18 protein-coding genes and 1 pseudogene are annotated in these 13072 nt (G+C 61.4%); 1 reads left to right on the top strand and 18 read right to left on the bottom strand.

The window, feature by feature from the left end:
* Nucleotides 1–23: 23 nt before the first annotated feature.
* The 5 genes from AB6809_RS27590 to AB6809_RS27570 all read right to left on the bottom strand — a co-directional run bounded on the left by AB6809_RS27590 (nucleotide 24) and on the right by AB6809_RS27570 (nucleotide 4212).
* Nucleotides 24–1103 (bottom strand): ATP-binding protein, encoded by a 1080-nt coding sequence (locus tag AB6809_RS27590; RefSeq protein WP_371027557.1) that lies wholly within the window; start codon nucleotides 1101–1103, stop codon nucleotides 24–26.
* A gap of 129 nt (nucleotides 1104–1232) precedes the next feature.
* Nucleotides 1233–1472, bottom strand: coding sequence for a DUF3717 domain-containing protein (locus AB6809_RS27585; protein WP_371027556.1), 240 nt, complete (start codon nucleotides 1470–1472; stop codon nucleotides 1233–1235).
* A 262-nt stretch (nucleotides 1473–1734) separates the two neighbouring features.
* The gene (locus AB6809_RS27580) at nucleotides 1735–2199 is read right to left on the bottom strand and encodes a hypothetical protein (protein ID WP_371027555.1); all 465 of its coding nucleotides are present in this window, start codon (nucleotides 2197–2199) and stop codon (nucleotides 1735–1737) included.
* An 11-nt stretch (nucleotides 2200–2210) separates the two neighbouring features.
* Nucleotides 2211–3725 (bottom strand): hypothetical protein, encoded by a 1515-nt coding sequence (locus AB6809_RS27575; RefSeq protein ID WP_371027554.1) that lies wholly within the window; start codon nucleotides 3723–3725, stop codon nucleotides 2211–2213.
* Between the two features lie 79 nt (nucleotides 3726–3804).
* A complete protein-coding gene (locus tag AB6809_RS27570) occupies nucleotides 3805–4212 on the bottom strand; it encodes a hypothetical protein (protein WP_371027553.1) in 408 nt (135 codons plus the stop codon).
* Between the two features lie 13 nt (nucleotides 4213–4225).
* On the opposite strand from AB6809_RS27570, the gene AB6809_RS27565 reads away from it, so the two are divergent.
* Nucleotides 4226–4447, top strand: coding sequence for a hypothetical protein (locus tag AB6809_RS27565; RefSeq protein ID WP_371027552.1), 222 nt, complete (start codon nucleotides 4226–4228; stop codon nucleotides 4445–4447).
* On the opposite strand, the gene AB6809_RS27560 is transcribed toward AB6809_RS27565, so the two are convergent.
* The 13 genes and pseudogenes from AB6809_RS27560 to AB6809_RS27500 all read right to left on the bottom strand — a co-directional run.
* On the bottom strand, nucleotides 4414–4890 hold the full coding sequence (locus AB6809_RS27560; RefSeq protein ID WP_371027551.1) for a hypothetical protein: 477 nt from the start codon (nucleotides 4888–4890) through the stop codon (nucleotides 4414–4416). The genes AB6809_RS27565 and AB6809_RS27560 overlap by 34 nt on opposite strands.
* Before the next feature lie 8 nt (nucleotides 4891–4898).
* Nucleotides 4899–5291: a hypothetical protein gene (locus tag AB6809_RS27555; protein WP_371027550.1), complete on the bottom strand. Its 393-nt coding sequence runs from the start codon at nucleotides 5289–5291 to the stop codon at nucleotides 4899–4901.
* A 96-nt stretch (nucleotides 5292–5387) separates the two neighbouring features.
* The gene (locus AB6809_RS27550; protein ID WP_114158354.1) at nucleotides 5388–5849 is read right to left on the bottom strand and encodes a glycine zipper 2TM domain-containing protein; all 462 of its coding nucleotides are present in this window, start codon (nucleotides 5847–5849) and stop codon (nucleotides 5388–5390) included.
* Nucleotides 5850–5925: 76 nt separating this feature from the next.
* On the bottom strand, nucleotides 5926–6309 hold the full coding sequence (locus AB6809_RS27545; protein WP_371027549.1) for a hypothetical protein: 384 nt from the start codon (nucleotides 6307–6309) through the stop codon (nucleotides 5926–5928).
* Nucleotides 6310–6744: 435 nt separating this feature from the next.
* Nucleotides 6745–7107 carry a hypothetical protein gene (locus AB6809_RS27540; RefSeq protein WP_371027548.1) on the bottom strand — a complete coding sequence of 121 codons (363 nt, stop codon included), beginning with the start codon at nucleotides 7105–7107 and terminating at the stop codon, nucleotides 6745–6747.
* A gap of 66 nt (nucleotides 7108–7173) precedes the next feature.
* Entirely contained in the window at nucleotides 7174–7365 is a 192-nt protein-coding gene (locus AB6809_RS27535) for a hypothetical protein (RefSeq protein WP_371027547.1), read from the bottom strand.
* Nucleotides 7362–8165 (bottom strand): PRTRC system ThiF family protein, encoded by an 804-nt coding sequence (locus AB6809_RS27530; protein ID WP_371027662.1) that lies wholly within the window; start codon nucleotides 8163–8165, stop codon nucleotides 7362–7364. The genes AB6809_RS27535 and AB6809_RS27530 overlap by 4 nt, the downstream gene beginning before the upstream one ends.
* A complete protein-coding gene (locus AB6809_RS27525; RefSeq protein ID WP_371027546.1) occupies nucleotides 8162–8800 on the bottom strand; it encodes a PRTRC system protein A in 639 nt (212 codons plus the stop codon). The genes AB6809_RS27530 and AB6809_RS27525 overlap by 4 nt, the downstream gene beginning before the upstream one ends.
* Entirely contained in the window at nucleotides 8797–9522 is a 726-nt protein-coding gene (locus AB6809_RS27520; RefSeq protein WP_371027545.1) for a PRTRC system protein B, read from the bottom strand. Before AB6809_RS27520 ends, AB6809_RS27525 begins: the two co-directional genes overlap by 4 nt.
* Nucleotides 9523–9532: 10 nt before the next feature.
* Nucleotides 9533–10675, bottom strand: coding sequence for a PRTRC system protein F (locus tag AB6809_RS27515; protein ID WP_371027544.1), 1143 nt, complete (start codon nucleotides 10673–10675; stop codon nucleotides 9533–9535).
* Between the two features lie 96 nt (nucleotides 10676–10771).
* A complete protein-coding gene (locus tag AB6809_RS27510; RefSeq protein WP_315697709.1) occupies nucleotides 10772–10990 on the bottom strand; it encodes a PRTRC system protein C in 219 nt (72 codons plus the stop codon).
* An 11-nt stretch (nucleotides 10991–11001) separates the two neighbouring features.
* Entirely contained in the window at nucleotides 11002–11472 is a 471-nt protein-coding gene (locus tag AB6809_RS27505; protein WP_371027543.1) for a PRTRC system protein E, read from the bottom strand.
* 86 nt (nucleotides 11473–11558) lie between these two features.
* A pseudogene (locus AB6809_RS27500) lies at nucleotides 11559–12992 on the bottom strand (PRTRC system ParB family protein); the annotation flags it as partial.
* Nucleotides 12993–13072: the final 80 nt, after the last annotated feature.

Genomic DNA, 13072 nt, shown 5'->3' with positions numbered 1-13072 from the left:
GGATGAAGCGTGAAAGGTATCGATCAGCCGCGGATGATTGATCCGAGCGGACCGCTCTGTGCACGGATGAACGCGTGTGTGTTCTGCAACGTCGGCGTGCGCCGGATGGCGTCACGCGCGAGCAGCGCGCCGAACTCGCGATGTCCGGCGTCAATGAGCCGGTCGTTGTAGGTCAGCACACGATCGAAGTTGCCTTCTGTTGCATGCGCTGCCAGCGCGGTCGTCGTTGCGAACAGCGCCGCCGGCGTTTCCGGAATGGGCGCCGTGTCAGGCGACAGGAGGATCGCGTCCGGCGAGGGCAACTCGCGATAGATGCCGAGGAAGGCGAGCAGCTCCGTCGCCGCTCCCTCTCCCACCGTTCCGGCGTAGGAGGTCAACTCGAGCGACTTCGGAACCACGTTCATCGTCCTGCCGACGAATCCCCAACTGCGCGGGCTTGGCGAATTCTCGATGTCTCGCGTCGTTTTGCGCACGGACAGCAGATCCGGCCTGAACCGTAGAAACGCAATCAGCTCGGCGGGTACGTTGTGGCGCACCGCCCAGTCCGACCAGTCCTGGATCGTCGCAATCAGTTGCACGACAGTCGCGAAACGCGAGATGACGGGGTCAAGAATGCCTGTCACGCCCGCGTTGTCATTGCGCCGGTTAGACGCAGCAACGAACGTGACGTGATCCGGCAGGACGTGGGTTCCGATACGCCGCGCCAGCAGCAACTGCATCTTGGCTGCCTGAACCGCTGGCGACGCCTGCCCCAGGTCATCAAGAAACCAGATCAGGGGCGTCTTGCTGTTGACGGCTGCCTGAAGATCGCCGAACGGAAGGTGGCGTGCTGTCGCGCCGTCGGCAGACGGAAACGGCAGCCCCTTCGAATCGGTCGGATCCTCGACCACCGGATGGCTGATGAGTAGCGCGTGACCAGTTGCTCGCGCAACCTGTTCGACGATATCGCTCTTGCCGATGCCCGGGCTGCCGGTAATCAGCACCGGCAACCGCGCCGGCACATAGGCCGTGAGAAGTTCGATCAGCTGCCCTGCGGTCACCTGGTTGGCAGGCGCCTGATCGGCGCCAGCAATAGATGCAACAGCGTTATTACGTGCGTTCATGGGGTTCTCGCAAATAGAAATGCCCCACGAACCAGCGCCCCAGGGGACGTGGTCCCTTTGGGGCGGGTTAGGTGTGCCGCTGTCGCGGCAGGTCGATGCGTCGGACGACGCGGGAGAATCAGTGGTGCGTTACGCCCACACGCCGGCCAGCGCGGCCAGTTGCGCCGGCGTCAGCGCACCGCGCGAAACCGATGCGGTGCGCAGGAAGATCATCTCACCGTAAAGGTTGGCAAGACAGCGTGCTTCGGCACAGAGAACCAGCACGTCCGTCTCAAACATCGACGGGTTGCGGTTGCGCCAGACGTTGATAGCTTCTTCGATCTGCGCGATCGAGACCTCTGTTGCGTCGGAACTCACGGGGCTGTTCATGGGGATCCTCAAGAAGAAGAAGTGCCCCGACGACGCCCGGAAGGGACGAAGTCCCTTGGGGCAGAATTGTTGCCGTGTATCCGGCAGTTCGATGCGTCCAGGACGCGGGTGATAGACACAGTGTAGGCATGCGGCCATCGCTGTTCGGCGCATATGCTGCGAAAAAACGCCCCGCTTAAAATGCGCTGCAGCTTGCGGTCCGGTTTCCGCGGACGAAAAAAAACCGGCGCATAGCGCCGGTCTGAGTTAAAGAAATGTCGAATCAGGACAACGACAGCGGGGACTGCGCGGACAACATTGCATCGATGCGCGCATTCAACGCTCGTTCGCGCTGACGAAATACGCGCGATTTTTCTTCACCGACACCGTTGTGCTTCTCGATCACGTAGGAGAACGCGGACGGTCTTGCGGGGCCGCGCCAACGCTCCCATTCCTCGTTGATCCGGGCGCGCTGGTCCGGTGTGCACGCGAAGTACTCCCGACGCGTGCGCCGCCATTGCTGCGCGTACAGATCCCGCATACGCTGCTCGGCCTCCAGGAATAACCTCTCGCGACGCGCCTGCTCTTCGTCCAGCGTCCGTGCGGGCGGTAGCTCAAGCTGCTCGCTGAACAGCGGATATGCCTGCGCGAGCTTCTCGCGCTGTCGCTGCTCACGGCTGAGGAACAGTGCCTGACGGCGGCTCGTCCAGGAGAAACCTTCCGGCCGGGCCTGACGGTCAAATCGCATATGCCCTCCCCTTATGCAGCAAGGCGCTCGAGGACCGCCCGCGCATACGCGAGCGTGCCATCCTTCGCCTGCAGGCGCCGTCCTTCGTTAAGCGCCGGGTTCACCAGTGCGTACTGAAGAATCGCACCGGCGCGCCAGTTACGGATCTCACTGAAACCCGATGCGATGGCGTCGTCAACGTGCGTGACCCCGTCGATGACCGTGCCGTCAGTGCGCTTGTAACGCGCGCTCTGTGCCGCGTCCCTGGCGCGCTGTGCGTCGTCGGCCCTGCGCTTTTCCATCCTGCGCTGTTCATCGGCCTTTTCCCACTCTCGCTGAGCGGTTTCGTCGAAGCCACACAAACTGAAGACAGCACGGCGACGGGCTTTCGCCTTCAGGCCCCGCAGCTTTACGCCGTGGAACTCCTCGACGGCCTGCTTGCTGCTGCGGTTGTGATCGTCCGGCGTATCGAGCAGATTCAGAAGCATCGAAAGATCACGCTCCTCGATAGCTGAAGCTACGCGATTGGGCCACTCGAACGACTCACGCCCATGTGACAGGAGCGCCATCTCGCACTCGAGCTTGTGCCGGCGCACACTCATCCGACCTTGCGTGCGTTCCATGTCGGCGCGGTCCACCGTCTTGTCGCGCCGCCAGTCCGCCAGCAACTGTCGCAGCCGCGACGCGAAGTCGTTTAGCGGCTCCCCGATAGCGACAGGCGTTCCGAACATTGCAGGCAACGCCTCGGCGCTCACGATTTGCGCATCGAAGAGAGCATCATCCACCTCGATGTATCCCGCCGTTTCGGGCAGGTGCGCCGTTGCAGCAACGATGGCGTCGATGTTTTCTGCCGTAATCGGTTGCTTCGCGTGACGCATGACCGAGCTTACGCTCTGCCATCTGCTTGCCGAGAACCGGCCGCGAACTTCCGGTACGTCGAACAGCGGCGCCGCCCACTCCAGGTCATAGCGGAATGGCTGCTCCATCGCGCGGTAATCATCCATGACCACCGCGGGGACGTCTTCATTGCGAAGCAGAGCATAGGCGACATGAACCTCATGGCGGCCGTTCACCTGCCCGCCCGTCACGGGCGGACCACCCGCGCCGAAGCCAAAGCGTGCGGTTGCCGATTCGTGGAACAACGAAGACAGGCTGAAAAATTGTCGTGCGTCTCGCGCGGCCGCTTTTTCTGCGTCAATCTGGTCGGTCGTCAGGAACGTGTGCGGTGCGCGCGCCAACTCGAAGAGGCCGAACAGTTCGTCCCAGTGCGTCGGGCGAATCTGCCACGGACGGGCTTGCTCGCCGTAGGCGGACAGCCAGAACGCGTGCACTTCGCCGAATAGCCGGTTGACAATCTCGGCGGCCGAACCGGCACATCGGATTGCCAGCGTGCCGTTGTATCGCGTCACGCTCGCCGGAACGCCGTCGCTGAACAAGGATATCGACGATGTTTCCGTCTTCTTCACGAGGTCGTTAGCGAAAAGGGCGATGACGCCCGCGAGCGTGGCGACGGTGAATGTCTGGTCGGGAATGGACAGTGTGTACATTGATGTTGGCTCCACAAATGAAAAGGGGCCAACGTCCCCGACGGGATGTTGGCCCATCGGGGTAAAAAATATAGGTTCTTCAGTCGATATCGAGCAGCCGCGACACCACCGCCGCTATCGACCACGCCTGGGAGCGTGACAGCGACTTGATGCGGATGAGCGGGACGCTCTTCCACAACTGGGACTCACCATTTGTGGCCAGTTCCAGCACGTCGATGCGGATAACCCAGCCTTCGGAGCTGCCGCGCCCGACCGCCAGACTCACGCGGCGGTTTGACTCTTCGACGGGCCACGGCGCCGACGGCCCAAGGCCAAACCTGTCAGGACAATCCGCGTCAATAAAATTGGCGTGGGTCACCCATTCCGGTTCGATCTCCGTACGACGCAACGCACGTGAAATCTGGTCTACGACACTACCAACGGTCATACCGACCGTTTCAAACGGGGCTGCCGCCAGGGCGACGGGCAAATCAAGGGTTAACGGCATGGAGGATCCAGAAATGAAAAAGCCGCACCCGAAGGTGCGGCCAGATTGGTTTTTAGCCTGTCAGGCAGGCTCAAATACCCGATTAACGCGGGATGCGCGAATGCTGACGCTCGGTGTTCTTGCGGCGGTTGTGCTCCGCAAAGATGCCCAAGCCAAGGAAAGCCAGCGCAACACCAAGAGCGAAGAAACTGAAACCCATGCTCATGCTCCTTTCATGGAAACCATGCCCTCGTAGTAAGTTATCACAAAGGCGAGAAGCAGATTAACCTCGCTCAGAATATTGCTGGCGGTCCACGACGACGTGGAATGCCAGAAGCCAATCGCACCGATCAACGACGCTGCGGAGAGCGTATGCATGAAACGACCAAACTGCTGCCATTGATCCTTGTTTTTCGGAGTTAAAGCCTGCAGGACCCGCAGCCACCAGACTGGAACTGGAGCCGATTCCAACGCGCCCTTCGGAACGATGAAGCTTCCATCGACTCCCGGGTCCAGCGTGACCGTACGCCCTCTGATCGTTGCAGACACCCTCGGAGGAGCCTCCGTCGTCGAAAACTCACGCAAAAGCACCGCGAGCCTTTCAGACAGGCAGACCTCGCCTAGATCCGGCAGCAGGGCAGCCCTATCGGCGATCGTCATGCCGGAGGCGTATTCAACAAGAATATCGATGATTTCCATTGAGCCTCCTACCGCTGCTCAGCATCGAGACCGCCGGCAAGCCGGAGACCGCCGAGCAGCACCTTATAACCCTCCGCGGACGAGAGCTGGTCGAGCGGTACAGCATTCTCACCACCGCCCGACATGTCCGAACGGCCACGGCGGGTACGGAACGACACGGCAACCATCTGACGTGTCGGCGTGTCCGCTACTTCCAGCATGACCGCCGGCGTACGCAGCGTTACGCGGCAGCCGCGGCCGCGACGCGCCGGTTCGCTGACGATCTCGTGATCTTGTAGACGCAGACGCAGATCTCGCGCCACCCGGCGCAACATCCGCGTCGCGTGGTCAGTTATTGCGGCGTCCGCCGCCGCGCCCGAACTGCGGCGATCGGCATAGAACACCTTGGGAACTCTCAACATACGGACCTCGAAAAAAAAGCGAGGTGCCCTTTCGGGGACACCTCGCGATGAAAAGACAGGCCGGCGAAAACCGGCGCGTGCAGGAAAGAAGCCAGGTCAGTGCGTAACGCGCAGACCCGAGTTGGTTGAAATGAGCAGAACGTGATCGCCCGGCGCAAACTGCTGATCGTCGGGTTGAGCCACAACCACATCGCGCCCTGTGCTCGTGTGCACGATGATTTCGAGCCCTGCGTGATGCGACAGCACCTGCGAAACCTTCTGCGTGATGAAGCCGGATGCAGCTCCGGACAAGGCACCGGCGATGTAGCGACCGGTGCCGTTGCCAATCGTGCGTGAGCCAAGGAAAGCACCGACCCCCGCGCTGATGAGCGAGGTCAGCCCGGAGTTGTCCTGGCTGGCTTCGATCGTGATTGCGCGAGTGCGGAGAACCGTTCCCTGTTCCAGGGAGCCGGCGTGCTGAACGTCATACCGCTGGTAGGTATTCGGCGAACCGAAGTCGATACCGGCGCAAGCCGACAGCATGGATGCGAGAACGAGACTGACGATGATCTTGAACATTTGATTGCCTCAACGAGATTGGGGCAACCGTCCCGTCAGGGAGGTCGCCCGGACGGGAAAGAAAAGGTGTTTAAGTTCAGTGAGCCATAGCAGGGCGAAGGCTCGTGCTCCGGTCGCGAACAGCAAACCAGCGCGCCGCCGTGAGCAGCACGACCGAAAGCGGTGCGAGAGCGAAGACAAGCCAGAGACCGATGCCTTGGATGAACGCGCCGTACGCGTAGCCGTGTCCAGTAACGGACGCGACCATGAGCGCAGCGAATGACAACTGATGCGAACCGACATGCGCCAGATAGGTATCGAGAGCAGCCGGTCCGGATGCCCGCAGCAGGTCGAGTTGACCCTGCGCTTCGAACGCACAGCCGAAAATGACCAGTGCGCAGCCGGTTATAGCGACAACGGCAGCAACGATAAGAACGAACTGGAACGAAACGGCAGTGGCCGCGTGGTTGCGATTCGACATTGAACAGCTCCGAAAAAAAACGGGAGCCGGTCCCGTTGGGATGGCTCCCAACAGGGTTGACAGACGGGTCTGTCCGTCGTGGACGACCAGCATTAGCCGGTCATAGGTTTGAGCACCCCAGCAAGCTGGAGTGTTCTTTCGATGCGCAGAAGCGCGGGTGATAGAGTGAGTCTAGGCCACATCCGAGCCGTCGAAGTGCTGAAACATCACGAAACGGACCTAGCTTTCATCATTTGGACTCGCCTGGCGGCGCCCAACGCAAGCAGCGCCCTCCTTCCGAGGATGCGTCGAATGGATACCGTGAATCGGCGATACGCAGGCGAAAAAAAAGCCGCCCCCCGGAGGGAACGGCGCGCGTCGTCATAAGTTAAGTGCAGTCGTCGACGCAACCACAGGTGCTGTCAGATGCACTGCTGCGGCGAGCACAATAAAGGTCTAGCCCCTGTGAGCGGGTGTGTTCGGTGATCGCTCCTGCGCCCGTTGGCCAAGCAGCCGGACGGAATACGCCCCTGCTATGCTGCCTTCCATACCGGCAACGAAGACCGCGACGGTGTCTTCGATCTCGTCATGAGGCATGCCGGTCGGGAATATCGCAAAGCTGCCCGCCAATACATTCTCGCCAGCGCTCGTGAATTCGCCGTTCTTTAGCCACCAGCGATCGCACTCGCGATCGAAGCTCAACCAGATGCTGGCCCGCTTCGGCGCGACAACGGTCTCGAACGTCTTGCTGAACGCATCCACGATCCGGTCCTTGGCCCACCCGTGTTGCGCCAGGCAAGCGACAATCTTCTGTTTCATGATTCTCCGGTCAAAAAAAAGCCGCTTCCCGAAGGAAGCGGCATGGTGTGGAACGGGGCATCGCGGTCAGACCGTCAGACGACCGTCCGACTTCTCGCCCCACTCGATTTCAAGTTTTGTGGTTGCAGGCTGGATATACGAGACATCCATACATTTCTGGCATTCCGCGGCGATGCGAACCTCCGCATCAGCGGTGTACAGCCTGAAATCAACGCAACCGCAACCACCACATTGCATCTGCTTCGCGTCAGTGATCATGCTGCTTTCTTCCGCGACTTCCGTTGCCTGGGAGCAGGCGCGTCGTATCCAAATCGTGCCCACGCTGCTGGATCGGTCGGGACAGGGTTCGTTCGCCCCGTTGCGAGGTTCACAAACACAGCCGACCAGTCCAGCGACCCGGTGCGAAAGAGCGTCCACAACAGATTGAACGCCTGCACCGAAATCGCCTGGTTGATGACCAGCGACTGCTTGCGCAGTGCGTCGGCCATCGAACAGGACGGCGTGTCGTCGCCCTTGTCATTCTTCGCATTCAGAAGGTCGGGAAACAGATCGCCCACATGGGGCAGCCTGTCATGTCGCGCCTTTCCAAACTCGCCGAGAATGACCTGGCCGCGATCCGTCTCATTGCCGCAGTCGAGGTAATAACCGCACGAGCCACGCTTCGCAGACTGCACGATTGCATGGCGGGCACGCCGCGTGTCAACACATCCGATCACCATGTCCGCATACAGCCTGACACTTGAGTCGACACGACGCGCCTCCGCAATCCAACGCGTACCCATGAGGTTGTTCAACCGGTTTACGAGTAGCAACGCCTTGTACTGGCCAACATCGTTCGGATAGAACCCCTGCCGGCCGACATTCGTCTCGCTGACCGTGTCGTCGTCGTACACCGTGCATTCGATCCCGCCCGGATGTCCAAGCTCCATCATTGCGTGGTGCAGCCGCGCCAGGCTCGGCAGCAACGCACTGCCGGTGCCGCCAGCGCCAACCACAACCACCCGCCAGGGCTGCGTGAGCATGTGCTGCGGAATGCGGTGCTTGATGGCAGTACTCATGCCGTCACCTCCGCATCCAGCGCTGCCTGCCACGTGCCGGGGATACCGTCGTGCTTCTCGAAAATCCCCTTGGCGCACAGTCGAAGCGCGACCGATGGTGCGCGGTCGCAATGTCCGAGCACCAATGCCAGTTTCACATCGTGCCGGTCGTCGTCGTTGTCGGTACGCGAGAAAAATGCGGCGCCCGACCCATGCGAATGACAGTCCAGCACGACGCTTTCGCCGTCACCCAGAACCGGCCGCTCGTAAACGAGATGGCCAGGACCATGTGACAACGAAGGCAACGCCACGATCCGGAATTCCCGCGTGTGGTTGTTCCAGACGATCCAGGCCCCCGCCTCGTTCGGCAGAGCAGCACGGGCCATCTGGTAGAACGCAGCCACGTGCTCTGCCGGTACAGCGCCGCACAGCAGTTCCGTTGATTCGGCAACCTCGCCGTACGGAATCGCCGTGCGCACGTCGTAACGGGCTATGCAGCGGACCACCCGTATCCATGGACGGAAGACTTCCAGCCAGATGCCGTTAGCAGCGATCAGCAACCGCTCGCCCGCGGCCGTCAGCGGCGGCACCGCCTCATTGCGCGGGACCATCACGGACGGAAACGACTTCTGCAGTACCGCGTCCAATGGGTTCATGCTGCACCTCCGACGCGACCGCTCACCAGCGCCTGCACCGTGAATTTGGTCGGCACGAGGCACTCCAGCGGAAACGACTCGCCGAACTTGCCGTCGAGCATGTCGCGCCAGAAGGCGTATTCACCATCCGTATAGCTCACGCGCTTGCCGCCTGCGTTTGGATGGGTGAATGCCGACTCGAAAAACCCTGCTTCCCAGCGGGGGATCGATGCGACATCGACACGTTTGGGCACCCGCGCCGTTCCGATGCAGATGCCGCCCTGATCCCACGTGTTGAAGTACGGCGGCTCGAACAGCTTCGTTCCCGCCGTGGGTCGATCTCCATCGGCGAGCGCAAAGACACGAAATCCCAAATTGGATGCCTGGAATACGAGTCCCGGATGCGGCACGACGGCGGAGCGCTCACCAAGATTAGAGCACTTGAAGAACACCCGGCGCATACCGCCCGGGCACCACCACGTCACGGCCGCCGACGAGACACCCAACACTGTCGCCGGCAGGAACTCCGCCTTCGGTGCGGCGTGCTCCGCCAGTTTCGTGAGCGCAGAAATCAGCGCATCGCGTTGCAGCGGCCGGCCTGCGCCGACCGTGGGGCGCCCGTTCACCAGTGCGATCGGGTGCGCCGTTGCAAACACGGTGCTGTCATCCTTCGCGCCATACAGCAGCAGTGCCGACTGCAGTGCAACATCTGCACCGGCGCGGCCAGTTGAGATACCAGACATAAGAAAACTCCTAGATGATGTGCGTCACCAACGCCAGCAGGCGGTCGAGACGCTTCAGAATGGAAAATGCGAGCTCCCAATCGGCGTACTGCCGACGGATCGCGCGCGCGTTGTCGCCCAATGCGATAAAGCCGTGGTAAGTCGTGGCTTCACCGCTCTGGGACTCGCTATCAAAATGTGCGTCGAGAAGGTCGCCGATGATTTCGCTGCCGTCGTAGACGATTCCGCATCCTGCGTACACAGGGTTGGTCTCGTAGGCCGCATTGAATAGCCGCCGATGCCGTGTGCCATGCATCAGGCGGTTCAACCGCAGAAGCTCGGTACATACGCGACGAACCGTCCCCCTGCTTCTGGAACGCAGCGCGAGCAGTTCTTCTTCCGTCAGTGCCGGACGAAGCCGCCAGCGGCCGCCGGAGAAAACCGAAGCTTCGGCGTCCTGCGGCGCCAGCGTGGGTTTGACGACCGACGGAAGGTAAGCCTTGCGCGCCTCCTCGTCCTCGCCGAACCGTTCCTTGAGCATCTCCTCGGCTTCCGCGTCGGTGATGCTTTCGTCGCCGTCCCAGTACCAGCATGAGAACTCGTACATGAACCAGTCCGGCGTTCGCAGCCAGAGCGTGCGCAGGGACGCGCGATGGATAGTCGACATGAGGGTTCGCAGCAGCAGCGGATGCGCTGCGCGCAACTTTGCAGTGGTCGCCCCGAACGAACAGATCCATTCCTCTGGCGACTCCAGCGCGAAAAACAGTGGCGAAGGATCTTCGTCATTGCTTCCCGTGCCGGTGTACCGAAGGATGTCGTTGACCGCGTGGCTGTCGAACAGACACGGCCGGACCGTAATGCGCTCCAGCCCGCCAGTGTGACGCCGTGCCCAGGCAAAGAACGCCTGCTGGAAGGCATCGCCAGCGTCAACCGGCTCGTTCACGTCCGCCGCGCGCAGCGGTCCGTACAGGAAGTGCTTCGTGACGAGAGAGGCGAGCGACACGTCCTCGCGCCACTTCACGCGTGCAGCGACGGGGACGTCGTCCGCGACGCTGGGCAGCGTCAGAAAATCAGCGGCAGATCCACGTCGGGCAACGGCAGCGCGTGGCGGTTGCCACGACCCACCGACGCCGAGAGTGAGGTGCGAATCAGCTGTTGAAGGATCGAAGAGCATGAGCGGGCTTCCTCGTCATAAAGAAAAACCGCCCTTTCGGGCGGTTCCTGGTTGAATGCCGCATCCGGACCGGACAGGGCTTTGAGCAAAGCGTCCTTACGCATGGGAGCCCTTGGCACCCGCCGCGCGGACGAACGTGTACCGCATCACCGTGTCCTTGATCTCAGGCCCGTCTACGGCGGCCGTCGTCAGTTCCGGATACTGCGCGCTGTAAAGATCGCGAACCTGGTCCGGCGTGAACGCCGGCCCGGGATCGAGCAGGTTCATGCCGTTGTAGGCGAATTCGCGGATCACTGCGGCGATAGAGATCGACATGGGTGGTCTCCTTATCCGAGAAGCGACAGGAGATCCGTGCCCTTCGGCTCGGACGATGCGGACGCGGGTGCGGCCGTTGCCGATGCGGGAGTCGAGTCCGACGCTTGCGCCTCGTCTTCGTCTCCGCTCTCGTCTTCGTCCGCTGCGCTGTTCGAAGCCGGCGCGGTCTGCGCCTTTTTCGAACCGCCCTGCAACGCCTTCTGCGCCTTTCCGACCTGCGACTTCTTCGCTTCGTCGAGAATGGCCGCGGTGACCGCGACCTGTTCCTCGAGCGATTTGTGCGAACCTGTGTAGGTCAACAGTGCATTGGCGAAACCCTCATCGAGTTCGGCCGCCGTCGCTGTAAGTACGAGTGGCTGACGCAACGCCGGGTCTGTCGCGCCGTGCGGCACGACAAACACCGCCAGCTGGTCGCCGGCCGCCTGAATGGTCATCACGACCTTGCCGGATGAGCGCACAAGCGCTTCGAGTTGCTGAAACATAAGTGACTCCAGAAAAGAGAAACGCCGCGCTTAGGGCGGCGTATGACATAGAGGGGAAAACGGGGCGCCGAACGCGCCCCGCCACATCAGAACTTCAGAACCTTCGGCAGCTTGCACGTGTAGTCGAAACCTTCGACCTTGAGCAGTGCCTCGATGACTTCCGGCTTGGATTTCGCGAAGACCTTCTTGAAGTTCTCGCCAAGCGCGGCACGAATGCCAAGCTCGTCGGCGAGAACGGTCATCTCGGACTTCGTGATCAGCTCCAGAAACTCCTTGTCGAGTTTCCAGTGCTTTTTCAGGTCCAGCTTGTGCGATTTGCAAAGCTGGGTCAGGTTGGTCACGTCGAGCCCCTCGATCGCTGCAAACAGCATCGCGATCATCAGGTCGGCCTGCTTGCCTTCGTTCGTCGCCTGCACGGCGTCGATCGCTTTAGGCAGATTGGCGAGCGGTGCCTCACCCTCCGCGATCCGCTCGAAAAACTTGCGGAACGAGGCGTCATCGATCTGACGGGCATGGCCACTCAGCACGATTGCTATCAGGTACTGGCGAGCCAGTTCGTGATTCATGCCGATGTCCATGCGCAGTGCCTTACGCCAGAGCTTCACGCGATACGCCTTCACCTTCTCGGACTCGGCAATGACCGTGACCGAGGGATTAGTGGAGGACGGTGCACTGGCTGACTTGCTGCCCGTGCCATTCGCGCTCTTCACCGCCGGCGCCGACTTCGCGCCCTCGGCTTTCTCCGGCTGTTTTGCAGCCTTTTCAGCCTGGATGCGCGCCGCCACCTTCTTCATGTTGCAGACGGTGTCGAAGCATTGCCCGCGATAGGCCTTTCCAAGGGACTCTGGCAAGCCGCTGACAGCCGCGCCATAGTTCGCGCAGGCATGACAGGCTTTCGCCTGCTCAAGTCCGACGCCTTTCGGGCCATCCACCGCCAGTTGCACGCGTGTGTGGTTGTCGCCGACCCGCACGATACGCACGGTCTGGAACTCATCGCGCAAACCTGCGGCCGTGGCCTCAAGCTGCTTCTCCGTTTTATCGTTGAAGCAGCTACGGTTCGTGCAGTTGCCAGTGCCTATCGCTTCGCCAAACATCTGCGCCTGCGTCGACGAGTTGTGCGGGCAGCCCGCGCAATCCGACTTGTCGAAGATAGCCGAGGCTAACGCGCATGACGCCGATTCGACCAGCTTGCGCACGTCCGCGACTGAACGCTTCTCCGCGACGACGACGGGCAGGACCTTGTCCTGATTCTCTTTCGAGAGCGCCGCCAGCAGCTCGGCGTGAGCGATATTGATCTTCCGCTCGCTCAGTGCATCGAGCACAGCCGTCGAACAGTTCAGCAGCGCAAGGCGGCTGTCGAGGGTCGAGCGTGACCAGCCAAGAATTTTGGCCGTTACGTCGCGATCGCCGCCATGGATCCCTAGCAGCTCAGCTGCGTCGCGAGCTTCTTCGGCGGGCGAAAGGTCCTCGCGCTGGATGTTCTCCATGAGCGCAATACGCCGCGCCTCGACTTCGTCGACGGCTGACGTTGCCCCTGTTTCGCGAATCCCATAGCTGAGAGATTTACGCGGCTCGTCCCTGTTGAGCGGCGAGCCAGTTT

It is taken from the genome of Paraburkholderia sp. RCC_158, from assembly GCF_041355255.1.
In the GTDB taxonomy this organism is placed as follows: domain Bacteria; phylum Pseudomonadota; class Gammaproteobacteria; order Burkholderiales; family Burkholderiaceae; genus Paraburkholderia; species Paraburkholderia graminis.
This window is presented reverse-complemented; position numbering and strand designations above follow the sequence as displayed.